The organism is Amphritea sp. (assembly GCF_048266285.1).
Taxonomy (GTDB): Bacteria; Pseudomonadota; Gammaproteobacteria; order Pseudomonadales; family Balneatricaceae; genus Amphritea.
This window is the reverse complement of the sequence record NZ_JBLWZV010000003.1, coordinates 317,978-341,600: the sequence shown is the minus strand read 5'-3', so window position 1 is coordinate 341,600 and position 23,623 is coordinate 317,978. Positions and strand designations below refer to the sequence as shown.

Below are 23,623 nucleotides of genomic sequence, written 5' to 3'. Positions count from 1 at the left end.
CTTTCCAGGCGGATACTGCCCGCGAAGCGAATGTATTCCACCACCTGATCACCCTGCCAACTTACCACACCACTGCGCTGTCGGTAGACAACTTGGCAAAAGAGTACTTCGGTGATGCCGGTATGCTGGGTTACGTAGAAGGCGTACAGCGTAAAGAGATTCGTCAGAGTATCGCCTGTGTTAAACACCAAAACATGTCAGGTTCGGACATCGGTGATGATCACAAAGAGTACTATGCGGGTGAAGCAGCACTGAAAGCCGGTGGTGCGAAAAACACCTCTAACCAGTTCAACTAAGCGCTGACGCACTAAAAAAGGCAGCCTAACAGCTGCCTTTTTTATTAGCGCTAATCCAAGCTGGATTAGGTTCCACCCGCTTGAATGACAAGCGAGTCTGATTTTTAGTACAGAGAAAGCATCAGTCCACGTTTTAAGTTAGAATTCCCTCTGCTTTAACTCTAATCTGATTAAGTGATTGAGACTATGACCATACCAGTATTTCTTAAAGACGCAAAAGAACTGTTAACCGAACAGGGTTTTACAACCGGCAATACCTGGTATCACGGTACTTCGTCAGCGCTAATTGAAGCCATCAAAAAGCAAGGCCTGATCCGCTCCGGCGATACCGCACTGAATGAAGCAGCTAAGCAAACAATGGCCACGATTGGCGATGATAACTATGTTGAAACAACGGAGCCTGTTTTCCTAACCCAGAGCATGGAGCTTGCTTATTACTGGGCACAGCAAACAGTCAAAAAACGTCGTGTACATATCGAAGGCGACGAGCAACCTGTTGTTTTCAAAATAGAGCTCACCAATGAACTTAACGCCCAAGTTAAACCCGATGTTGGTGCGGCCAGCCTGTTACTCGTTCAGGAAGGTGAAAACTATATGGCTTTTATAGCCGGTATTTATCAGGACAATGGCATTGCTGTCCCAGAGATTAATCTGATGAAAGCTGATCGAATGGATTACCTGAACAAACTAGGCATGGCCTACTTTGATGCCGATATTGAAGGTTCAAACCTAACCCTAATCACGGCGTAATCCGTGCTTCAATGTAACTTGATATCTCCTAAAAGCAGGCCGCTATAGCGGCCTGCTTTACCTTTTAAAAAGCTGATAACCATCGCGTCTAATAAGATGGCTCCCTCACTTTTAACCTGCTATGCAGGGATAGTAACGAAGTCAACAAGGGAAGGTATGCACTTTATACTCTAAATCAAACGGCCTACTTCCCATGGTGAATAGACTCACCTAGCAGTCAACATCAAGAAAGTGAGTCTTTATTGATCTAACGCAAACCTCTATTTTCAGCCCTCATTTTAGTAGTCAAAATCTGCTCCAAATCAATACTTTCCCAAAAAGATAAGCGTTTAATAACCACACTTTTTAAACGTTGTTTCGCATAAGGATTGTATTAATGAACAGAAAAGCGCTTTCCGCATTCGTTCTGGGCGTATCAATGGTTGCCACTGCTAACTGTATGGCATACGAATCAGGCGATATGATTGTACGCGTGGGTGCCGCTAATGTTGACCCACATACATCAAATGACACGTCCGTTCCTGGCCTTGATGTTGACGACAATACTCAACTCGGTATCACCGGCACCTATATGCTAACTGATAACATCGGTGTTGAATTACTGGCCGCAACACCTTTCAAGCACGACATTACCCTTAACGGCGCCAAAGTCGGTGAAACTAAACACCTGCCACCAACCCTTACACTGCAATACTACCCAATGGATAGCAGCTCTGCCTTCCAGCCTTATGTTGGTTTGGGTATTAACTACACCGCATTCTTCTCAGAAAGCACCACCGGAGCACTGGCCGGCACCACTTTAGAACTCGATAGTTCTTGGGGGCTGGCCGGTCAACTGGGTATCGACTATGCCATCAATGACCAATGGTTACTCAATGCCGCTGTCTGGAAAATGGATATCAATACCGATGTCAAAGTGAATGGCAGCAACTTGGGTGAGCTGGAAATTGATCCCATGGTGTATATGATGTCTGTCGGTTACAAGTTCTGATATAAATTCTTATATAAGCAACACTTCAGGCAGGGATGTAGACAACATCCCTGCATTAAATCGCCCACTTACCCTATCAGCAACACCTTTAGATTAACCCTCTCACTAGTTCAATAATGGTCTAATAAACCTGTCATTAGGCCCCATCACTGCACTGCGTGTCGTGCTATTATCTGATACAATTTTTTACCTCTTTAAAGATTATTCGTATAACGACACAATAACGATAATAGATTCAATGGAATAATAATGACCGATAATCTGCAACTGCCGACATTGAGCGACAGCATTCTAACGCTATCCAACCGGGTAGCCACCCTCACCTTTAACCGTCACGATGTCCGTAATGCCCTAACCGGCACCCAACTTATCGATGATATTGTCCATGTCGCTGAGTGGGTCAATCGAACAACGGAAGTCTCGGTGCTGATTATCACTGGCGAGGGCAGCGCCTTTTCGGCTGGCGGTAATATCAAAGAGATGACCGAACGGGATGGCAGCCATAAAGATGGCGCATTTGGCGGCGATGTTTACAGCGTACAAAATAAATACCGCCAAGGTATTCAGCGTATTCCGCTAGCCATAAGTGCCATTGATATACCGGTCATTGCTGCAATTAATGGTCCGGCCATTGGCGCTGGATTCGATCTCACCTGCATGTGCGATCTACGCATTGGCTCAACCAACACGTTGTTAGGCGAAACCTTTGTCAATTTGGGCTTAATTCCCGGTGATGGGGGGGCTTGGTTTTTACAGCGTTTAATTGGTTATCAAAAAGCCGCTGAACTCACCCTGACCGGGCGCATGATCAGTGCCGACGAAGCGAAAGAACTGGGAATTCTACTGGATGTTGTTGAACCAGAACAACTGATGGAGAAATCGATGGAGCTGGCTCTTCGTATCGCCGAAAAGCCACCCCAGGCATTGCGCCTAACCAAGCGGTTACTCAAGGCCGCACAAAAGATGGAATTGCCAGAGTTTCTTGAACATTCAGCATTAATGCAGGGCATCTGCCATAACACAGAGGATCATTTAGAAGCGGTCAATGCCTTTGTCGAGAAACGCACCCCCAGCTATCAGGGGCGATAATACTGCGCCACGGGGGGCTGACGAGCAATCACTGCTGGCATGTTCAGCCCCTTCACTGTTTCATCACTCAGAACGAGCCGGCGTTTGGTCGTGCTCATCTGCTTTAAACTGCAGCTGGGCTAAACGGGCATACAATGGTGAGCTTTGTAACAACGATTCATGGCTACCTGTGGCAACCACCCGCCCCTGCTCCATCACTACGATCTGATCTGCATGCAGAATCGTTGACAGACGGTGGGCAATAATCACCGTGGTACGCCCCTTCATGAGTGTATCCAGCGCCAGTTGGACCTTATGCTCGCTCTGCGTATCCAACGCGCTGGTTGCCTCATCTAACAGTAATATTCGCCGATCATTAAGAATGGCACGAGCAATAGCAATCCGCTGTTTCTGCCCCCCGGAAAGACGCACCCCCTGTTCGCCTAAATCACTCTGATAACCCTCCGGTAGGCGTTCAATAAATTCATGAGCATAGGCTGCTTTAGCCGCCGCGATCACTTCATCTTCGCTAGCGTCGGCTCGACCATAACGGATATTATCGATCACATTCGCCGTAAATAGCGCTGGCTGCTGCGCGACCAGCGCGATCTGCTGACGTAGTTCTTGAGGGTTGAAGCGCCGCAGATCCAATGAATCAAAACATACCTCTCCTTGTTGCGGATCATAAAAACGCAGCAACAGCTCAAAGACCGTTGATTTACCCGCGCCGGATGGCCCAACTAAGGCCGTAATGGCGCCCTCCTTAAAGGTTAAGGAAAAATCCTCAAGGGCAGCCTGATCAGGCCGTGATGGATAGTGGAAACGGACATGGCTCAATGCTAGCTCCGCACGGCACTGGGCGGGATTAGCCAAGGGTTGAATAGGCGCAGAAGCGAGGGTTGAATCACGTGCCTCGTCATCGACTTCAGGTGATTGAATCTCACTCTCGGCCTCCAACAGTTCGATCAACCGCTCCGTCGCACCGACCGCCCGTTGCAGTTCGCCATACACCTCGGAGAGGGTTCCCACCCCCATCGCAACGATTAAGGCATAAAACACAAAGGCGCCTAGTTCACCGGCGGACATGGTGCCGGTAATTACATCATAGCCGCCGACCCAAAGCATCCCTGACAATGCACCAAACACCAGTAGAATAACCATCGCCATCAATGTCGCCCGCTGACGAATCCGCTGTTGCGCTACCCGGAACGCACTATCCACCTCAACGGCAAAAGCGCGGCTTTCATAGGCTTCTTGTGTGTAGCTCTGCACGGTTTTAATCTGCTGTATGGCCTCTCCTGCATAGCTACCTACATCGGCGATACTGTCTTGGCTTTTGCGTGCTAAGGATCGAACTTTGCGGCCAAAGATCAGAATCGGCAGCAGTATCAGTGGTACACCCGCGACAATAATCAGAGACAATTTTATATTGGTCACAAACAACATAATCAATGCGCCCGAGGTCGTCACCACGCTGCGTAGGGCCATCGAAAAAGAGCTGCCAATAATTGATTGCAGTAGGGTCGTATCGGTGGTTAAACGTGACATAATCTCGCCACTGCGGTTGGTTTCAAAAAAGCTCGGATGCAAACGGACTACATTATCGAAGACCGCCTGTCGAATATCCGCGGTGACCCGTTCACCTAACCATGACACCAGGTAAAAGCGGATAAAAGTACCACAGGCCATTAATACCGCCATGGCCACCAGCAGCATAATCGATTGATTGAGTTGGGAGACGGAGCCTGCCACGAAACCATTATCGATCACTAAACGCACCCCCTGGCCGATGGCCAAAGTGATCCCCGCCGTGAACAGTAATGCGATCATCGCCCCGACCCAATAGCGCCGATACGGCAACATAAAGCGCAATAATTGAGTCAGAGTGGATAATTTATTCATTGGCGAGAGATCCGTTTCATCGGGCATTAAGCGCCGTTTGGCGGCTTAAGAAAATTTGCTTTTCACTAACATCCACAGCTGTGGCAGCGCCTGCTTGAGCCAATAAACCTGATAGCGCAAGGTTAACTGAAACCAACCGTTAGAGGAGTACTTACGTGCACTGGTGGTTAAAACAGAGCCGGTGTTGATCAATGGTACACCGCTATGATGAGCGCGCCAAACAAACAGATGATCCTCACCATAGGGGGCATCGAGGGGGTAACCATCCAAACACTTGAATTGTTCCCGTGAAAGGCAAAACCCTTGATCACCAAACGGCAATCCAAGACAGCGCGAACGTAAATTAGCACCTAAACCGTTAAGCCACATAGGGCCTTGCCCATCTGCCCGAAAACGCAGGTTGAAATAGTGTAGCCCGGCAGGCACACGAGCAAGACTCTGCAGAAGCATCTGCCATTGAGTATTGGAAAACTGACTATCGAGATGTAGAAACCAGATAAAATCGGCGCTAACCCGTTGCGCACCGGCATTCATCTGCGCAGCACGACCTGCGTTGCTGGTTAGGCTAATAATCCGCTCATCTGCCGGCAACTGCTGACGAAGTGACGCCGATGCAGGGCAAAATACAAAGATGATCTGCTGGGCCGATTGCAGATACCGCAGTTGACCCAGCATTGGTTCCAAGCTTGTTTCAGCCGGACCCACGGGAATCACAACAGCTATATTAATGTGACGCATCGGCGCTATACAACCGTGGTGAAATTTAGCTTAGGTTTCACTGCACGAAGCACCGTACTTAAAACAACTAAAGCAACGATGATGTTTCATGCTGACCTGCTGTTCTAACGATGCCCGCAGATCATTGCCCATATCATATTCAGGATCATCATCCACCAGCGTACAAGCATATACGCGCATCTGTCCCCGCTGCTTAACAAGCATTTTACTAAAGGAACACATAAAGCTATTGCGGGTCTCTTCAGTATGAAACTGGGTCATGCAGTTGGTGGTAATATCTGGCCCATGACCATGACTACCCGGTGGTAAAAAATCAGGAAAGGCAACGAATTTAGTATCACCAGGAATACCGTAATTCTCTAATATCGCCCGATATTGCTGCTCAACAGCCGCGGTATCTTCGCCATCAGCCATATGCCGTGCAATAGACACATGAAAGCCCATATCATAGAGCGCTTTCATCCCTTGCAGCGCTAGATCAAACATACCTTCGCCCCGTCCGGCATCATGTTCAGCTTCGATATGAGAATCGATACTGATACGAAAACTCACGGGGTAACGGCTTTTTAACAACGGCACTAACTGGTGCAATCGCTTTTGTACCGCATCGGTACCGTTAGTCAGCACTAAACAAGGCGCATATTCAGCCGCCTGTTGCAGAATTTTAACCAGATCTTTGGCTAAGAAAGGTTCGCCCCCGGTGAACGAAAATTGTTCCACCCCCAGCTCGACAGCTTGGTCGATATAGGGTGTAACATCCTCTAATTTTACTAACTCAAGCCGCTTATCACCGGGGCTAGACCCCTCAAGACAAAAATCACAACTGAGATTGCAGGCGGTACCGGTATGAAACCACAGTTCTTTTAATAAGTGAGGACGGATATATCCTCGGTCTGCGCCGTCAGCCGTTGTATACCAGTCCCGGCTTCGAATCAGTTCCATATAAACCCCTTACAGTTCAATCAAGCAACGCATGTATTAATGATAGTAGCTGTACTCTCGCGGGTCTTGAATCATAGGCTAATGTATCCAATAACCGGCGTAGGTCAGCTTCAGTATCAACATCGTACCCAGTGGAACTGAAAGCAACCTGAAAACCGGCCGTTTCACAGGCCCCGGTTAATTGCTCGCCTAGCGCCGGGGTACTCCAACCAAGTTTTTCCAAAGCGGGCCAAGGCTGGCTGCCACCCATCGCTGTCACGCCACCATCTTCGGCGGGAGACAGCACAATATCATGCTGTTGCAACAGTCGATCAAACTCAGCATAGCGCTGCAGAGTGTGCTCCGGCGCATCGGTACCAATAAACAGTAACCGAGAAGCTCCCTGCCGACGTAAGATCTGGTCGACATAATTCAGCTTGGTCCCTAAATTACCCTCACACTGCGGCACCACCTGATAATCCTGCAATAACAAATCTTCTGCCCATTGCCGATCGTCTTCACTTACCGGTGATAACACCACGGGGCCTGGCCAGCTGCGGGAATCCTCAAGGGCGCAATTTAAAAGCGCACAGGCAACCTGATAAGCGGCATCTTTCCCCAAGGTTGCAGCAATACGCTGCTTACCCTGCCCATGTAGAGGGCGTTTACAAAAGATAACCAGTGTTGTCTGACTCATTGACTCTGTCCTTACACATAGAAAAGGCAGCTCAAAGCTGCCTTAGGTATAAATGAAAACGTATAGCGACTCAGGTGTTGCTCCTCTGTATCGCAAGCGATTTGCCGTTAACCTTCACGGAACCAGGTGGTTCCTTCGCGGCTATCTTTAAGAATAATACCCTGCGCCACTAGATCTTCACGAATCTGATCGGCGGCAGCAAAATCTTTAGCCTTTTTCGCATCGGCCCGCTGTTGAATAAGCGATTCAATTTGCTCAGGCTCAATCTCGCCAGCTTTGCTTTCGCCCTGCAAAAAGGCTTCCGGTGATTGCTGCAGCAAACCAATAATACCGGCCAGTCGTTTTAACTGAGCCGCCAGACCTGATGCCTTAGCATCCCCTGCTCGGCTTGCTGAGTTCAACTCATTCACCAGTTCAAACAATACCGCCAAAGCTTTCGGGGTATTAAAGTCATCATCCATCGCAGCATAAAAACGGGCGTCGTAATCGTTATCCAGCTCAGCAGCCATACCATCAACACCGTTCAGCGCTTGATAAAAACGTTCTAACGCACTGCGCGCCTCTTTCAAGCTACTCTCGGAGTAATCGATATAACTGCGGTAGTGTACGGATGAAAGGAAATAACGGACCACCTCGGCATCGTACTTTTGCAACACATCACGAATGGTAAAGAAGTTGCCTAACGACTTAGACATCTTCTCGGCATTAACCCGCACCGCACCCGCGTGCATCCACGTATTAACAAACTTAACACCATTAGCCGCTTCAGATTGAGCGATCTCATTTTCATGGTGCGGGAACGGTAGATCAGGACCACCGCCGTGAATATCAAACGTATCACCAAGGCAGCATTTAGACATAGCCGAACATTCGATATGCCAACCAGGACGACCCGCACCCCAAGGTGACTCCCAGCTAACTTCACCGGCTTTTGCGGCCTTCCAAAGCACGAAATCAAGCGGACTTTCCTTTGCATCTTGAACTTCTACCCGGGCACCGGAACGGAGTTCATCGACATTTTTATTGGTCAGGCGACCATAATCGGCAAACTTCTCAACCCGATAATAAACATCACCGTTAGCGGCTGCATAGGCGTAGTCTTTATTAATTAACACCTGCACCATATCGATAATATCTTGCATATGGCCCGTAGCACGAGGCTCTTGATCAGGCCGCAACACACTCAGCTTATCTTCATCTTCATGCATCGCCGCGATCATGCGGTCGGTCAGTTGATCGGGGCGTTCGCCGTTTTCAGCCGCCCGCTTAATAATCTTATCGTCGACATCGGTGATATTACGGATGTAAGTCACATCCCAACCCCGAGCACGCAGGTAACGGGTAATGACATCAAACGCCACCATGACGCGCGCATGCCCGATATGACAGAAATCGTATACGGTAATACCGCACACATACATGTTGATCTTGCCCTCTTCCAATGGTTTAAAAGGGGCTTTCTCTTTCGTCAGGGTGTTATAGATCTGCAACATCGGGATTCGCTTATGGCTCTGGCTTAGATGAAATTAGGTCAAAATAGATCCGCCATTATAGAGGAAACCGCACGAGAATTAACAACCCGATTGAAATTACTTTTCAATCCTTTAAAGCCAACCAATGTCCTGTCAAGGCTAGCGGTTAAGCGATTGATCCAGAACAACCTCTGTCGCGATAGTTGATCCAAAGCAAAGTCATAGGAATAAACTAATATTCATATCATTAAGCTGCCCGTTTGCTAGGCGGCCTGTTAACTAAAACTGCCCGACTATAAAGCCGTAGGTTCAGGAGTCTCACTATGAGTAGCCAATTCCGTATGATGGATGGTAACGAAGCCGCTGCCTTTATCGCCCACCACTTAAATGATGTTATCGCCATTTACCCGATAACACCGGCATCGCCAATGGGTGAAATGAGTGACCGCTGGAGTGCTGATGGTGTTACTAATCTCTGGGGCAATGTCCCAGAAATTATTGAGCTTCAGAGTGAAGGCGGCGCGGCAGGTGCGGTACACGGGGCCTTGCAAGCCGGCGCCAAAACCACCACCTTTACCGCCTCCCAAGGTTTATTGTTAAAAATCCCTAATATGTACAAGATTGCGGGGGAGCTAACACCCACCGTATTTCATATTGCCACCCGTTCACTGGCAACCCATGCCCTCTCTATTTTTTGCGATCACAGTGATGTAATGGCAACCCGAGCTACCGGCTTTGCCATGCTGGCCTCCAATTCAGTTCAAGAAGTCATGGATATGGCCACCATCGCCGAAATGGCAACACTGCAAGGCCGAGTGCCGGTACTGCACTTCTTCGATGGCTTTCGGACAAGCCATGAGGTCAGTAAAGTTGAGGTGGTGAGTGAAACAATACTGCGTCAATTGATCGACATGGAACGAGTACGTGACTGTCGTAGCCGAGCACTCTCCCCGGATCATCCGGTGGTTAGAGGTACATCACAGAACCCGGATATTTTTTTCCAAGCCCGAGAGGCCAGTAACCCCTTCTACGCCGCCTTCCCTGAGATCGTGCAACAAGCGATGAATCGTTTTGCTGAAGTGACCGGACGACAGTATCAAGTGTATCAATATGAGGGGGCTCCAGATGCCGAAGCCGTTATTGTGCTGATGGGATCTGGCGCTGAGACCGTCGCCGAAACTGTCGATTACCTCAACCGACATGGAGGAAAAACCGGCGTATTGAAAGTACGGCTGTTCCGCCCCTTCGATGCCGAACGACTGCTCAGCGCTCTACCTGCCAGCATTAAACAGATTGCAGTTCTCGATCGCACAAAAGAGCCCGGCGCGGACGGTGAACCGCTATATAAAGATATTGCTACCGCGCTGATGCAGTCGATCCTGTCGGGTAAACGATCAGCCGAACAACTGCCCAAACTACTCGGTGGTCGCTTTGGCTTATCATCCAAAGAGTTCACCCCGGCAATGGTTAAAGGAGTGTTTGACGAACTGCAGCGCAGCAACAGTATCAACCTCTTTACCGTCGGGATTAACGATGATGTCACCCATAGCAGCATCACCTATGATGAACAATTCATCACCGATGCCCACCAGGACGCTTATCAAGCGGTATTTTATGGACTTGGTGCCGATGGCACCGTCAGCGCCAATAAGAACAGCATTAAGATTATCGGTGATGTAGACGGCCAATATGCCCAAGGACATTTTGTTTACGACTCGAAAAAATCTGGCGCAGTGACTGTTTCCCATTTGCGCTTCGGCCCTCACAAGATCCATTCCGCCTATGAGATCCAACCTCATCAAGCAGATTTCGTAGCCTGCCATCAACCCCGTTTTCTAACGCTCTATCCTATGCTCGAGAAAGCTCGCGTCGGCGCCGTTTTTCTGTTGAATAGCAGCGCTTCACCGCAAGCTTTATGGGATACCCTGCCTGAACCGGTGCAGCAGCAACTGATCGACAAACAGATTCGGTTATTTGCCATCGATGCCTATCAGGTGGCCCAGACATGTGGGCTGGGCAAACGCATTAATACCATTATGCAGAGCTGCTTCTTTAAGATCTCCGGCATTCTTCCCATCGATCAAGCCATCACGCTGATTAAACAAGCGGTTGAGAAATCCTATAGCCGCAACCCCAATCTCGTTGAGTTAAACCTTAAAGCGATCGATATGAGCCTCAGCCAATTACACGAAATTGAACTGCACAGCAAAGCCACTAGTCGTATCCCCATGCATGAACTCAGCTCGAACCGCGCCAACGACTTTGTTCGTCAACTAACCGCCGAGCTAATCGCAGGGCATGGTGATCATATACCTGTCAGTGCACTTTCCCCTGATGGTAGTTGGCCGACCGGCACCTCCGCTTTTGAAAAGCGTGATTTAGCAACCGAACTGCCGTTATGGGATGAAGGTCTTTGTACCCACTGTGGTAAATGTGTTTTGGTGTGTCCTCACAGTGTTATGCGCAGCAAAATTTTTGATCAATCGCTACTAAAAGATGCACCCGATAGCTTCAGAGCTGTACCAGTGAAAGGCGCCAAAGACTTTCCCGAACACAGTTATATTAGCTATCAGGTGTCGCCCGAGGACTGTACCGGTTGTACTCTCTGTGTTGATATCTGCCCGATTGTTGATAAGCAACAGCCTGACCATAAAGCGATCAACATGGTGCCAAAAGAGCAGATCAATAAAATAGAGAAAGATAACTGGGAATTTTTTCAATCCTTACCTGAGTTTGATCGCAGCCTACTCAAAAGCGGCACCCTCAAAGGCTCAATGGCCTTTCAACCCCTGTTTGAGTTTAGCGGGGCCTGCTCTGGCTGCGGCGAAACTTCCTATATCCGACTGGCCAGCCAGCTGTTTGGTGACCGCATGGTGGTGGCGAATGCGACCGGCTGTTCATCCATCTATGGCGGCAACCTGCCCACCACGCCTTGGACTAAAAATGCCGAAGGCCGTGGCCCGGCCTGGAACAACTCACTGTTTGAGGATAATGCCGAATTTGGCTTGGGGATGCGAGTCGCACTGGATAAGCAGAAACAGTATGCCACTCGACTGCTGACAGAGCTTCAAGGACAGCTTGATCCCGCACTGGTGAACCAACTACTGACTGAAACGGAAGCCGATGAAGCGGGCATCGAACACCAGCGACAAGCCATCGAGCAACTCAAGTGTGCGCTCGATGGATTGAGTGATCACAGTGATATCGGCGATCAAGCCATTGAATTACGTCACCTAGCGGATCAATTAAGCCGTAAGAGTGTTTGGATCATCGGCGGTGATGGCTGGGCCTATGATATTGGCTTTGGCGGCTTAGATCATGTGCTGGCATCGGGCCGTAACGTGAATATTCTGGTATTGGATACCGAGGTCTACTCCAACACCGGCGGGCAAACCTCAAAAGCGACGCCAATTGGCGCAGTGGCTAAATTCTCCGCCTCAGGTAAAGCTGTTGGTAAAAAAGACTTGGCCCGCATTGCTATGGATTATGAACATGTTTATGTTGCCCATATCGCTTATGCCGCCAAGGATGTGCAGACCCTGCGCGCCTTTCTCGAAGCGGAATCCTATGATGGCCCCTCATTGATCATCGCCTACTCACCCTGTATTGCGCACGGTTTTGAGCTAAAAGACAATCATCTACATCAGCAACTGGCTGTCGATAGCGGTCACTGGCCATTGTTCCGTTATGACCCTCGCCTCGCCGTACAGCATAAAAACCCGTTGAAAATGGACTCTAAGCCGCCCTCAATTCCTTATGCTGAATTCGCCCGTCGAGAAACCCGCTTTAATTCACTACTGCAAGCACATCCGGTTGAAGCGGCAGCCTTTCTTGATAAAGCACAGCATGAGGTTAGCGAGCGCTATAAACATTATCAGCAGATGGCTGAGATGGATTGGGAGGAAGCCGTCATGCCAACCGCAACCGAACCTAAATAGCCATCTCAACTATTAGGACATGCCGAACGATTTACTCAATGGAACCGTTCGGCAGACAGTCAACAAAGCAGGGTTGATAATCATTATCATTTACAACCGCAGATAGATATTGTATAAAGTTGCTTTACTCAACATTGATGCGGGTCTCTGCGGATGGCTAACTCCCTTAAAGCTAAAAGCCTTTGTAAACTGAAAAGCGAACTCATTTCGAAACACCTTGATGAGATAGCCGCCATTACCCGTAATAGTCAGTATGTCTGTAGCAAGTGCGCCCGCTCATCTGAAGGAAAGAAGTGGCTGTGTAAACCCGTCGCCATCTGAGTAATAAGCCCGACAACAAAACAATACAAACAACTGTGCTACATCAATACACCGTTGCTGCTATTCTGTTGTCATAAGCCCTGATTTTCTATTTTTAAACCTGTATGGAGTCAACATGTTAAACAGCTCAATGCTGGAAAAACTCAACCACCAGATCAATCTTGAATTTTTCTCGTCCAATATGTATTTACAAATGAGCTCTTGGGCAGAATCAAAGGGTTATGAAGGCTGTGCTGCGTTTCTATCTCAACATGCCGATGAAGAGATGCAGCATATGAAACGCCTGTTTACCTATGTTAACGAAACCGGTGCGATGGCCCGGATCGGCTCGATCAAGGCGCCCATCGAAGAGTTTGATTCGATTAAAGACCTTTTCGAGAAAGTCTATGAACATGAATGCCTGATCACCCGAGAGATCAATGGCCTTGCTCATACTGCATTTACCAATCAAGACTACTCCACCTTCAATTTTTTACAGTGGTATGTTGCAGAACAACACGAAGAAGAGAAGCTGTTTAAAGGCATTCTCGATAAGATCGAGATTATTGGCGACGATGGTAAAGGTTTATTCTTTATCGACAAAGAGATCGGTCAGCTCGCCAGTGGTAATAGCAGCGATATCATTACCAACGAAGCGTAAATCCCCTAGCCCACTCAATGTCTCGGTTAAAACTGAGGCTGGGTAAAACCGTACAGTCCAGATGCCTCGCAGCTTAGCTCGCGGGGCTTTTTGTTATCTTGAGCTTATTGAGGATTGAGAATCTAAAAACGCTATATATGATACATAATTGACCATTGTCATTATTTATTTGTAACGCTAAGCATACAATCCAGTGATCAAAATGAAAGATGTGCCATTCAAGGCCCGCTTTCTTATTTACAGTTATCTGCTAGCTTTGGGAGAGATCCCAGCCTGCAAATAGGGTGAAAAACATGACCACGACCGCTGTCCCAACCGATGACTTTTCTCAATGCCATATCAGTATTATTCACAACTTTGAAAATTTGCGCCATCTCAGTAAAACAGATATTTCAGAACCTGTTTCACCGGAGGTTCAAGCCAGTGCGAAACGCTTGGTTGATTTCTACCATGAGGTGGTACTCAACCACCATCATGAAGAGGAACAAGAACTGTTCAATATCGTCATGGATTGCGCCAGTTCTGGCGATGAGCTGAATGCTGCTTCACGGATGATTAAACGCTTGACCGAAGAGCATCGTACCCTCGAAAAAGAGTGGAAAAAAATTGAAGGCGCGATTAAAAAGCTAGCCAAAGGTAAGTTTGCCCAGTTAGATAAAGAAGCGGCGATGGGAATGGCAGATCACTACCTACTACATGCTAAGTATGAAGAATCTCAGTTTTTGCCTTTGGCTGCAGACATTCTTAAAAACACGGACTTAGAATCCTTAGGCCTAAGCCTGCACACGCGCCATAACATCAACCAGACCGCTTGCTATATCTAAGTCTTAAGCAGCCGCAGTCATAGCAAAAAAAACGGCCACTCAAAGTGACCGTTTTCTACTAATAACGCGAGAATTACTTCTTCCAAGTATCCCTAAGACCGATGGTCTTATTGAACACAGGATGTTCGGCTGAGTGATCGTAACGATCTGCAGCAAAATAACCTTCTCGTTCAAACTGGAACGCCGTTTCCGGTGCTGCCTCTACTAAGCCCGGCTCAACCCAACAGTTTTGGATTTCGCTAAAGGAGTTCGGATTGATATTGGCAAGAAAATCGCCCTCACCCTTATCCGGTGATTCCACATTAAACAGACGATCATAGATCCGCACGGTCGCTTGCTTGCCTTCAGTGGCTGAAACCCAGTGCATAACACCCCGAGGCTTCATACCTTCCGGTGGGTTCTCACCGACAGTCCCTGGCACCAGAGACGCATGCACTTCGGTAATTTCACCGGCAGCATCTTTCACCACTTCTTCAGCTTTAATCACATACGCACTGCGCAGGCGCATGTAATCACCGGGCACGAGCAACCGGAATTTTTTACGCGAAAGGGTCGGATCTTCACTGAAATCCCCTCGATCCATATACAGCTCACGGGTAAAGGGCAATACTCGGGTACCCATCTCCTTCTGTGGATGGACCGGCGCACTCAGCATTTCAATCTCACCTTCTGGGAAGTTGGTGATAATCAGTTTTAGCGGGTTCATCACACACATCGCGCGGGCGGCGTTATCGTTCATATCTTCACGAATAAAGAACTCAAACTGAGCCATGTCGACCGTACCATCGGTTTTAGCAACCGCTAGACTATCGCAGAAATTACGCACCGCTTGTGATGAATAGCCCCGTCGGCGCATACCTTGAATGGTTGGCATACGTGGATCGTCCCAACCATTAACATGGCCTTCATCAACCAACTGTTTCAGTTTACGCTTACTGGTGACGGTGTAATTAATATTTAAGCGGCCAAACTCGTACTGACGTGGCTTGCTTGGAACCGGTAGATTCTCGATAAACCATTCATACAGTGGACGGTGATCGGCAAACTCCAACGTACAAATAGAGTGTGTAACCCCTTCAATAGCATCCTCTTGACCGTGTGCAAAGTCATAGCTAGGGTAGATGCACCATTTGCTGCCGGTTTGATGGTGAGCCGCCTTGCGAATCCGATACAGAATCGGGTCACGTAGATTCATATTCGGCGACGCCATATCAATTTTAGCCCGCAGCACGCGACTACCTTCATCAAACTCACCCTGCTTCATACGTTCAAGCAGGTCGAGGTTTTCATCTGCTGAGCGCTCACGAAACGGACTATTTTTGCCGGGTTCGGTGGCCCAGCCACGATACTCGCTGGCCTCTTCTGGACTCAGATCGCAGACATAGGCTTTACCTTCACGGATAAGGTGTTGTGCCCACGCATAAAAGGTATCGAAGTAGTTCGAAGCATAACGTACCTCACCAGCCCAGTTGAAACCGAGCCAGCGAACATCATCCATTATTGCGTCGACGAATTCCTGATCTTCTTTACCTGGATTCGTATCATCAAAACGCAGATTACACTCACCGTTATATTTTTCGGCGGTACCAAAGTTCACGCAGATTGATTTCGCATGACCAATATGCAGATAGCCATTAGGTTCAGGTGGAAAGCGTGTCACCACCTTAGCTAGCCCCTGCTGCTGATCCTGCTCGATAATCTGATGAATAAAGTTGGTTGGCTGTACAACTGCATTACTGGCGTCGTTATTGCTCATAGAGGGGTCTTAACTTCCGTTGAAATCAAATAGGCGGACATTATAAACAGTTGGTTTACAGACAACCATAAGTTAGCCGAAATTAATCAGTTAGTTATCAGCTTAATTCTTTAGTATAATCGGGCCAACCGATTACATCGTATTTTTTCAGACGATAATTTATCAGACGAACTTACTAGATAAACAAGCTATCTAGCTTACACAAAGGGATCGCAAGCATGATCGTACTGCACACCAACTTCGGCGACATCACTATTGAACTTGATTACGACAAAGCGCCGAAGTCAGCAGAAAACTTCGAAAACTATGTTAAAGATGGTTTCTATGATGGCGTTATTTTCCACCGGGTTATCGATGGCTTTATGATTCAAGGTGGCGGTTTTGAACCCGGCATGGCGAGCAAAGAGACCAACGGCAGTATTGAAAACGAAGCCGATAATGGCCTGCAAAACAAACGCGGCACTTTGGCCATGGCTCGCACCATGGATCCTCATAGCGCATCAGCCCAGTTCTTTATCAATGTCAGCGACAACACCTTCCTCGATCATACGGCTAAAACCACTGAAGGTTGGGGTTACGCGGTATTCGGTAAAGTGGCTGAAGGTATGGACGTGGTTGATAAAATCAAATCCGTCTCCACCACCTTCCGTGGCGGCCATCAAGACGTGCCTGCTGAAGATGTGATCATCACATCGGCCGAAGTCGTGGATGCAGATACCGCTGAATAATGCGTATTCTGTTTATTTCCGATCTACATCTCCATCGTGGACGCCCGGACCTTACCCGGGCGTTGCTGCATTTTCTATCCAGCACGGCCACCGAGTGTGATCAACTCTATATACTCGGCGACCTGTTTGAAGCCTGGATTGGCGATGATTTTATCCCCGATGACCTACAGCCTGTTATTGAGGCCTTAAAAACACGCTCGCAGAGCGGTTGCCAGATATTCTTTCAACACGGCAATCGTGATTTTTTGATCGGTGAACGCTTTACCCAACTGACCGGTGTCCAACGCTTACCTGATGCGGCGGTTATCCCCCTCGCCTCAGGCCCTGCGCTGCTGATGCATGGTGATCAATTGTGTACCGATGATCTCGATTATCAAAAGCTTCGACAACAACTCAGAAGCCCTGAGTGGCAAGCAGCCGTCTTAGCTCAACCGGCTCCAGAGCGACTCGCTCTGGCAAAACAGCTACGCATGGCCAGCGAAACACAGACCGCCGATAAGCGCACTGAAATCATGGACGTGAACCCACAAGCGGTTGATCAAGCCATGGTCGATGCCAACTGCAACCTATTGATTCACGGTCATACCCATCGCCCGGCTGTTCACTTTTTGGCTGGTGCTAGACGCAGAATCGTATTGGGAGATTGGGATAAATCCGGATGGTATCTAGACGCTACCGATCAAGGCGAACAGCTCATCGAATTCGACCTTAACCTCGGTGTTTAAAAAGCGGGGTTGTAAGCACAATAAAAAATCAACCGTGATATGTCCGCAATCAAGATCGTTGATGTGAAATAAACTAGTCTCGACAGATCTGTTGAAGAAAGCGATAAACATCTAAAATCGCGTTAATGATTGCTCGCTTGGCATAAACAAGGATCGTAGAGACTCAATCAACATTGAGAAACTCAGCCTAATCAAGCGCTTATCACCACCGCACTAACAAACCATAAACTACTGAAATAACAGCTACTTATATTATGGACTTTATCTTGATTCTGGTTGCATACCTCTGTGGTTTATCACTGAAAATGATTGGCATGCCGCCTCTCATCGGCTTTCTCCTAGCCGGTTTTCTACTTCACTTTTTAGGCGTACAGCCTACCGATAGCCTCGATACATTGGCGGACTTAGGTATCACGCTAATGCTCTTTACGATCGGTTTAAAACTACACCTTGGCGACCTCTTACGCCGTGAAGTCTGGGCCAGTACGCTTAGCCATATGCTGTTATGGGTTGTCCTGTTCGGCTCTTTTGTACTCTTGATGGCCTCAGTGGCGATGCCCTATTACAGCGAGATCGACTTTAAAACGGCCGCGCTAATCGGTTTTGCTCTCAGCTTTAGCAGTACGGTCTGTGTCGTAAAACTCTTAGAAGAAAATGGCGAGATGAAAACCCGCCACGGACAGCTCGCGATTGGCGTACTGGTTATGCAAGACATCGTCGCGGTGCTATTTTTGGTAGCCGCAACCGGTAAGCTCCCCTCTGTTTGGGCACCACTACTACTGGCTCTCGTGTTCGCCAGACCGCTACTGTTTAAGTTGCTAGACAAAGCCGGACACGGAGAGATGCTGCCACTCACAGGCTTTTTCTTCGCCTTAGGAGGCTATGAACTGTTCAACCTGGTGGGCGTCAAAGGCGACCTAGGGGCACTGGTATTTGGTCTGCTGCTAAGCCAACACCATAAAGCCTCGGAGCTAACTAAGTCGCTGCTTAGCTTTAAAGATCTCTTTTTAATCGGTTTTTTCCTCTCGATTGGCTTTACCGCACTCCCCACCTGGTCGATGCTAGCGACCGCCACGGTCATTGCACTGTTGATCAGCATTAAATTCTTTCTGTTTTTTGTCCTCTTCACCCGTCTTAAATTACGCAGCCGCACCGCCTATCTTGCCTCGCTAGCGTTGAGTAATTTCAGTGAATTTGGTCTTATTGTGGCGGCACTAAGCGTACAGGCCGGCTGGCTAACCCGCGAATGGTTGGTGATTCTCGCACTGGCGGTATCGCTATCCTTTGTTTTAACCAGTGTGCTTTATCCTGCAGCCCACCGCATCTATATCCGCTATAAGGACAACCTCAAACGCTATGAGAGTCCACAGCGATTAGCGGCCGATATTGTACAGCAGCCGCCTCAAGCAACGGTGCTAGTGATTGGTATGGGCCGGGTGGGTAAAAGCGCGTTTAAAGCGCTCCGCACGGTTTTAGATGAGCAGGTTGCAGGACTCGACTCAGATCGATTTCGCGCCTCACAGTTGCAACAGAAAGGTTTAAATGTGTGTTTCGGGGACGGTGAAGATGCCGATTTCTGGGAAAACTTTGACACCTCGGATATTAAGCTGGTTCTATTGGCGCTGCCGTTGGTTGAAGATAGCCGCAATGTCACGGTACAGCTGATCAATGCGGGCTATACCGGGCAAATCGCCGCCATTGCTCGCTTTGAAGACGATCGAGAAGCGCTGATCGCATCTGGTATCGATAAGGTCTTTAACTTCTATAAAGAAGCCGGTTCCGGCTTTGCTGAAGACAGTCTACAGCTGATCTCGCAAAGCACCCAGTCAGCGCCTAAGCACTATCATGCCAATGAAGAGGATGATTGATCCGACCACAAACGCATTGCTACCCGGCGCAGTGAAATGACATCGCTGTCCGCCGGGAGCAACCAATATTACCTTGCTAATAACGCCATTACTGAGGGTTTTAGCTTGAACCACTTCTAGGTCACTACGCTAAAACCCCGTGGCATAACGCCTAACCCTCCTCGCCTAAATCGTGAATCCGCTCAACCCCATTAACGGCGAGCACTCAACAAAGACACTCGAAACAGCGGTTTCAGCCAACGCCATCGGCTCACCAACATCGCCATAAAAATCAAACTGCAGCCACCGAGCTGTAACGGACTCATCACCTCAGCATAGATGATTGCACCCAATAACGCCGCCCACACCGGCTCGAGGGTCATGATCAGCGCTACATGACTCGCCGAGGCCAAGCTTTGAGCATAGGTTTGCAAAGCAAAACGTAAGCTCGTGGCAATCAATGCACTGGCCAACAACCAACTGATAGTCGTAGGACTCAAGCTATCGGGCCACGCTTCAAGCCAAGCAGACACGGCAATCCCACCGACGCCTACGATCAATAACTGAATAGCGGTCAGAATCAAGCTGGGCACCACTAGCGCCATTCTCGACACCAACACGAAATGCACCGAAAACAGCAGCGCCGCCCCCAAAAACCAAAACTGTCCTGCGGCCAAGGAGATACCCCCTTCAAGCGATAATAGGCCTAACCCAGCAATAGCAACCGGTAACGATAGCCAGGTACTCAGCTGCGCCCGTTCTCTATAAACCAGCCAAGCCATCACCGGCACTAACACCACGCCCATGCTGGTTATAAATGCCCCCTCACCAAGATGATGGCCCTGATACAACCCCATAATCCAACATAACAGCGCGCCGGTCATCAATACGCCAAGCCCCAACACCGGTACGATCTGACGCTGTTGCAGTAATTTTAAACAGCCGCGGTAACCGGGAATCAACAGAATTAGCCCGGCTAATAGAAAACGAACCCCAATAAAGAGTAAAGGAGGCATCTCTAGTAGCGCCTCTTTTGAAAAAATCCACCCTGCAGCAGCAATCAGGGTGACGAGTAACAGCAGCAGATCTGCGCGGGCTGCAGGCGACAATGGCATATAAACCTCAATAATTAAAAATATAGAGTTTCGCGAAGTAAAAGCAGAAAAAAGTTTAAACACATAACGACCAACCCCGTTACGCATAAACTCTTTATGAAAAAGCCTGCTTAATAGGCTATGAGAGATGAACGTCAACGCATCGATTTTTCCATCTGTTGCAAGCTTTTCTGCGCGATCGTACGGCCTAACTCAATCATCTCTTTGGCTCGATGAAAGTCATAGAAACGACAGGCCTCTTTGGGTATGCCGATCAACAGATCCGGTGGGTAGCCCGCCACTTTATACTTACCCAATGAAGCCTGCATCACTTCAACTGAATTAAGCAATACATCGATACGGCCAGTCGCTTTATGCACGGGATTGTCTTTTAGCACAGGTTTGCCCTGAGCCAACGCACTCTCTGCTGAGGTATCATGCTGCCATTCATCACTAAAGCCAGAACGTTCCAGATAGCGTGTATCGGGCAACTGCACATGATTACGCTGCTGATCCGCATTTAGATCGACGGCAATAATCAGATCAGCATGAGCTGCCACGGTGGGTATGATCGGAATCGGATTTAACACCCCACCATCCACCAGCACCCTTTCCTCTTCAATGACTGGGGTAAAAAAGCCAGGCACGGCAATAGAGGCCCTAATGGCATTGAGCATTAAGCCTTTCTGAAACCACACCTCTTTTTGATGGGTTAAATCGGTTGCCACGGCGGTGTAACTAATGGGTAACTCTTCAATTAACGGGTTACCGATGATCTCACGCAGCTTAATCAGTAACCGCTCTCCACGAATGGTGCCTTCACCTCGCAGGGTTAGATCCATCAACTTGAACACATCGATGCGCCTAAGACTGGTCACCCAATCGCGATACTCCTCCAACCGCCCGGCGGCATAGACTCCGCCTACTAGCGCCCCCATAGAGCTGCCAGCAACACAAACGACGTCATAGCCACGTCGATTTAGCTCATCAATCACACCGATGTGGCTATAACCGCGAGCGCCTCCGCTACCGAGTACCAGCGATACCGTGGTTTTCATAGATCAGCTCCTTGATTTCCCAGTACCGGCCTATCCAGGCCGATACATTTAGAGTCTCGATATCTGCTGAGTAAACCAGATTAGCGCAGCTGGACCCATAAACCCGACACTAACGGTGCATCAACCGGTAGTGCAGGCCCCACAGGGACCGTTGCTATACGTGCCGGATCAATACCCGCCCCGGTCAGCATAGCAATAAAGGCTTGGGCCGCCCGTGTGCTTTGCTGTAGCTGTTCTTCGAGGGAGACACCCGTTGCTTTGTTATAGCTACCGATCAATACCTGCTGGGTCGGATTTTGCATCATATAATCTAGCAACGGCTCTGCACTGTCCGGCTCATTCAGCCAGCTAAAACCTCGCTGTTTGATATCGGTGGCCAAGGTATCCGCCGATTGCTGCAAAGGTTGAATAAGATCGAGCTGAACATAACTTCTACGGTTACCCCGCTGCACCGTGTAAAGGGCTAACTGCAAATTACCCAGGCTGGCTGACACAAAAAACTGAGTTCGATCGATACCATATAACTCAGCAACCTCGAAATAGTTATTGGCCCACTGATTACTGCTACCACATTGACGGCTACTGCATTGGAATAGAATGTTTGCCTTTAGTGATCCTAGCAACTCAAGATAATAACGAAACACCTGTTCCGGTGTATGTATGTCGGACACTCGATAGGTAATACGGGTCAGATCACCTTTAATCACCTTACTCTGTTCCGGCGCAATGACCCCCTCAAGTTTTCGCATCGGTCCGGTGGCCAGTTCGTACTCGGGAATCTGCTGTTCATCAAAGCTAACAATCCAGCTCAAAGGAAAGCGGGGAAGCTGCAGTGGATCTCGACTACCCGCGACATCACTCTGCGCCTGTACGGTAAAACTTAACAGCAGCAACCCTAGCGGTAAAAGTGTTCGAATCCTCATTAATATTCCTTATGCTTATTAGCGTACGGTCATGAATAATCTGTGTCGAATAAGGTTAAGCAAACTTAAACTCATTGATCAGTGTAGCAATTTGCCCAACCGCCTGCGCTTCTAGATGTAAATGATGGCCGCCTTTTAATCTTTTTGTGGTGCACTGTTGCAACAATGAGATACGTCGTTCACTTTGAGGTATACCATTCTGCGCCAAAATCAGCAGGGTATCGGCCGTCACTCGGGTCAGAAAACTCTCCACCTGCGCTTCAGTCATGCGCATAATCGAGGGCAGCATCAGATTAGGATCGCTGCGCCAATAAAAGCCATCTTCACGTTCTTCGAGCCCTCTCTCAACCAACCATTTAGCTGCCTGTATATCAACAGGCCAACGACCGTTCATACGCGCGGTGATCGCAATATCCGCATCACGATAGCCTTTCGCCAAGCGCGTCTGCATTCTCACCCGCTTCTTGATCGCCGCGGCCAATTGTTCCGCCGTGTGCTCCGCCTGCGTAACTAAAGGGCCAATGCCTTCGATCAGCACCATCTTTGACACCCGTTCGGGAAAACCGCCGGCCACTAACGTGGCAATGCTGGCGCCCATTGAGTGACCCAGTAGAGAAAACGTCGGTAAACCGAGCTGATCCGCAACGCCAAGAACATCCTGCACATTATCCCAAATATAATAGGGCATCGATGCAGGCCGATGATCGGAAAATCCATGCCCCATCAAATCGAGGGCGATTAAGCGCACACCTTGCAAATGAGGTGCTAAACGGTTAAAGGTAGCCGCGTTATCAAGCCAGCCATGCAATGCCAACACCGGAATGCCGTCCTCAGGCCCCCAGCTCTTGGCCGCAATCCGGTGGCCGTTAACGTCAAACTGTAACTCATGTGTTATATCTGTATGCGTCATTGATCCATTAACCCTGAAAATCAT

Annotated in this window: 19 protein-coding genes and 1 pseudogene; 10 read left to right on the top strand and 10 right to left on the bottom strand. The window is 48.7% G+C overall.

Annotation, left to right across the window (positions count from 1 at the left end):
- The 4 genes and pseudogenes from ACN0T0_RS06895 to ACN0T0_RS06880 form a co-directional block, all read left to right on the top strand.
- A pseudogene (locus ACN0T0_RS06895) lies at positions 1-296 on the top strand (isocitrate lyase); the annotation flags it as partial.
- A 186-nt stretch (positions 297-482) separates the two neighbouring features.
- On the top strand, positions 483-1,046 hold the full coding sequence (locus tag ACN0T0_RS06890) for a hypothetical protein (RefSeq protein ID WP_417224498.1): 564 nt from the start codon (positions 483-485) through the stop codon (positions 1,044-1,046).
- A 376-nt stretch (positions 1,047-1,422) separates the two neighbouring features.
- Positions 1,423-2,037 (top strand): OmpW/AlkL family protein, encoded by a 615-nt coding sequence (locus tag ACN0T0_RS06885; RefSeq protein ID WP_417224496.1) that lies wholly within the window; start codon positions 1,423-1,425, stop codon positions 2,035-2,037.
- Between the two features lie 249 nt (positions 2,038-2,286).
- A complete protein-coding gene (locus ACN0T0_RS06880; protein ID WP_417224494.1) occupies positions 2,287-3,126 on the top strand; it encodes an enoyl-CoA hydratase-related protein in 840 nt (279 codons plus the stop codon).
- A 63-nt stretch (positions 3,127-3,189) separates the two neighbouring features.
- Here the strand turns inward: ACN0T0_RS06880 and ACN0T0_RS06875 are convergent, their stop codons facing one another.
- The 5 genes from ACN0T0_RS06875 to cysS form a co-directional block, all read right to left on the bottom strand.
- On the bottom strand, positions 3,190-5,007 hold the full coding sequence (locus ACN0T0_RS06875; protein ID WP_417224492.1) for an ABC transporter transmembrane domain-containing protein: 1,818 nt from the start codon (positions 5,005-5,007) through the stop codon (positions 3,190-3,192).
- Between the two features lie 45 nt (positions 5,008-5,052).
- Entirely contained in the window at positions 5,053-5,745 is a 693-nt protein-coding gene (locus tag ACN0T0_RS06870) for a glycosyltransferase (protein WP_417224490.1), read from the bottom strand.
- 30 nt (positions 5,746-5,775) lie between these two features.
- Positions 5,776-6,687, bottom strand: coding sequence for a radical SAM protein (locus tag ACN0T0_RS06865; protein ID WP_417224488.1), 912 nt, complete (start codon positions 6,685-6,687; stop codon positions 5,776-5,778).
- 16 nt (positions 6,688-6,703) lie between these two features.
- On the bottom strand, positions 6,704-7,363 hold the full coding sequence (locus tag ACN0T0_RS06860; RefSeq protein ID WP_417224486.1) for a TIGR04282 family arsenosugar biosynthesis glycosyltransferase: 660 nt from the start codon (positions 7,361-7,363) through the stop codon (positions 6,704-6,706).
- A gap of 107 nt (positions 7,364-7,470) precedes the next feature.
- Positions 7,471-8,856 (bottom strand): cysteine--tRNA ligase, encoded by a 1,386-nt coding sequence (gene cysS / locus ACN0T0_RS06855; protein ID WP_417224485.1) that lies wholly within the window; start codon positions 8,854-8,856, stop codon positions 7,471-7,473.
- 302 nt (positions 8,857-9,158) lie between these two features.
- On the opposite strand from cysS, the gene nifJ reads away from it, so the two are divergent.
- From nifJ to ACN0T0_RS06840, 3 genes are all read left to right on the top strand, one after another.
- A complete protein-coding gene (gene nifJ, locus ACN0T0_RS06850) occupies positions 9,159-12,773 on the top strand; it encodes a pyruvate:ferredoxin (flavodoxin) oxidoreductase (protein ID WP_417224483.1) in 3,615 nt (1,204 codons plus the stop codon).
- Positions 12,774-13,209: 436 nt separating this feature from the next.
- Positions 13,210-13,734 (top strand): non-heme ferritin, encoded by a 525-nt coding sequence (ftnA, locus tag ACN0T0_RS06845; RefSeq protein WP_417224482.1) that lies wholly within the window; start codon positions 13,210-13,212, stop codon positions 13,732-13,734.
- A gap of 293 nt (positions 13,735-14,027) precedes the next feature.
- Positions 14,028-14,558 carry a hemerythrin domain-containing protein gene (locus ACN0T0_RS06840; RefSeq protein WP_417224480.1) on the top strand — a complete coding sequence of 177 codons (531 nt, stop codon included), beginning with the start codon at positions 14,028-14,030 and terminating at the stop codon, positions 14,556-14,558.
- A gap of 73 nt (positions 14,559-14,631) precedes the next feature.
- On the opposite strand, the gene ACN0T0_RS06835 is transcribed toward ACN0T0_RS06840, so the two are convergent.
- Complete coding sequence (locus ACN0T0_RS06835) at positions 14,632-16,314, bottom strand: glutamine--tRNA ligase/YqeY domain fusion protein (protein ID WP_417224478.1); 1,683 nt, start codon at positions 16,312-16,314, stop codon at positions 14,632-14,634.
- A 218-nt stretch (positions 16,315-16,532) separates the two neighbouring features.
- Between ACN0T0_RS06835 and ACN0T0_RS06830 the strand changes: the two genes are divergently transcribed.
- From ACN0T0_RS06830 to ACN0T0_RS06820, 3 genes are all read left to right on the top strand, one after another.
- Positions 16,533-17,042: a peptidylprolyl isomerase gene (locus ACN0T0_RS06830; protein ID WP_417224476.1), complete on the top strand. Its 510-nt coding sequence runs from the start codon at positions 16,533-16,535 to the stop codon at positions 17,040-17,042.
- Positions 17,042-17,767: a UDP-2,3-diacylglucosamine diphosphatase gene (locus ACN0T0_RS06825; RefSeq protein ID WP_417224474.1), complete on the top strand. Its 726-nt coding sequence runs from the start codon at positions 17,042-17,044 to the stop codon at positions 17,765-17,767. Before ACN0T0_RS06830 ends, ACN0T0_RS06825 begins: the two co-directional genes overlap by 1 nt.
- A gap of 266 nt (positions 17,768-18,033) precedes the next feature.
- On the top strand, positions 18,034-19,635 hold the full coding sequence (locus ACN0T0_RS06820; protein ID WP_417224472.1) for a cation:proton antiporter: 1,602 nt from the start codon (positions 18,034-18,036) through the stop codon (positions 19,633-19,635).
- A gap of 191 nt (positions 19,636-19,826) precedes the next feature.
- Here the strand turns inward: ACN0T0_RS06820 and ACN0T0_RS06815 are convergent, their stop codons facing one another.
- The 4 genes from ACN0T0_RS06815 to ACN0T0_RS06800 form a co-directional block, all read right to left on the bottom strand.
- Positions 19,827-20,729 carry a DMT family transporter gene (locus ACN0T0_RS06815; protein WP_417224470.1) on the bottom strand — a complete coding sequence of 301 codons (903 nt, stop codon included), beginning with the start codon at positions 20,727-20,729 and terminating at the stop codon, positions 19,827-19,829.
- Positions 20,730-20,863: 134 nt separating this feature from the next.
- A complete protein-coding gene (locus ACN0T0_RS06810) occupies positions 20,864-21,766 on the bottom strand; it encodes a patatin-like phospholipase family protein (RefSeq protein ID WP_417224468.1) in 903 nt (300 codons plus the stop codon).
- An 80-nt stretch (positions 21,767-21,846) separates the two neighbouring features.
- Positions 21,847-22,689: a DUF4892 domain-containing protein gene (locus ACN0T0_RS06805; protein ID WP_417224466.1), complete on the bottom strand. Its 843-nt coding sequence runs from the start codon at positions 22,687-22,689 to the stop codon at positions 21,847-21,849.
- 55 nt (positions 22,690-22,744) lie between these two features.
- A complete protein-coding gene (locus tag ACN0T0_RS06800; protein WP_417224464.1) occupies positions 22,745-23,599 on the bottom strand; it encodes an alpha/beta fold hydrolase in 855 nt (284 codons plus the stop codon).
- Between the last annotated feature and the right edge of the window lie 24 nt (positions 23,600-23,623).

Coding starts and splice junctions, on each gene's coding strand:
- cysS (WP_417224485.1), bottom strand. CDS start 8,856: ATGTTGCAGATCTATAACACCCTGACGAAAGAGAAAGCCCCTTTTAAA.
- ACN0T0_RS06885 (WP_417224496.1), top strand. CDS start 1,423: ATGAACAGAAAAGCGCTTTCCGCATTCGTTCTGGGCGTATCAATGGTT.
- ACN0T0_RS06800 (WP_417224464.1), bottom strand. CDS start 23,599: ATGACGCATACAGATATAACACATGAGTTACAGTTTGACGTTAACGGC.
- ACN0T0_RS06860 (WP_417224486.1), bottom strand. CDS start 7,363: ATGAGTCAGACAACACTGGTTATCTTTTGTAAACGCCCTCTACATGGG.
- ACN0T0_RS06825 (WP_417224474.1), top strand. CDS start 17,042: ATGCGTATTCTGTTTATTTCCGATCTACATCTCCATCGTGGACGCCCG.
- ACN0T0_RS06830 (WP_417224476.1), top strand. CDS start 16,533: ATGATCGTACTGCACACCAACTTCGGCGACATCACTATTGAACTTGAT.
- ftnA (WP_417224482.1), top strand. CDS start 13,210: ATGTTAAACAGCTCAATGCTGGAAAAACTCAACCACCAGATCAATCTT.
- ACN0T0_RS06865 (WP_417224488.1), bottom strand. CDS start 6,687: ATGGAACTGATTCGAAGCCGGGACTGGTATACAACGGCTGACGGCGCA.
- ACN0T0_RS06810 (WP_417224468.1), bottom strand. CDS start 21,766: ATGAAAACCACGGTATCGCTGGTACTCGGTAGCGGAGGCGCTCGCGGT.
- ACN0T0_RS06875 (WP_417224492.1), bottom strand. CDS start 5,007: ATGAATAAATTATCCACTCTGACTCAATTATTGCGCTTTATGTTGCCG.
- ACN0T0_RS06835 (WP_417224478.1), bottom strand. CDS start 16,314: ATGAGCAATAACGACGCCAGTAATGCAGTTGTACAGCCAACCAACTTT.
- nifJ (WP_417224483.1), top strand. CDS start 9,159: ATGAGTAGCCAATTCCGTATGATGGATGGTAACGAAGCCGCTGCCTTT.
- ACN0T0_RS06890 (WP_417224498.1), top strand. CDS start 483: ATGACCATACCAGTATTTCTTAAAGACGCAAAAGAACTGTTAACCGAA.
- ACN0T0_RS06870 (WP_417224490.1), bottom strand. CDS start 5,745: ATGCGTCACATTAATATAGCTGTTGTGATTCCCGTGGGTCCGGCTGAA.
- ACN0T0_RS06840 (WP_417224480.1), top strand. CDS start 14,028: ATGACCACGACCGCTGTCCCAACCGATGACTTTTCTCAATGCCATATC.
- ACN0T0_RS06805 (WP_417224466.1), bottom strand. CDS start 22,689: ATGAGGATTCGAACACTTTTACCGCTAGGGTTGCTGCTGTTAAGTTTT.
- ACN0T0_RS06880 (WP_417224494.1), top strand. CDS start 2,287: ATGACCGATAATCTGCAACTGCCGACATTGAGCGACAGCATTCTAACG.
- ACN0T0_RS06815 (WP_417224470.1), bottom strand. CDS start 20,729: ATGCCATTGTCGCCTGCAGCCCGCGCAGATCTGCTGCTGTTACTCGTC.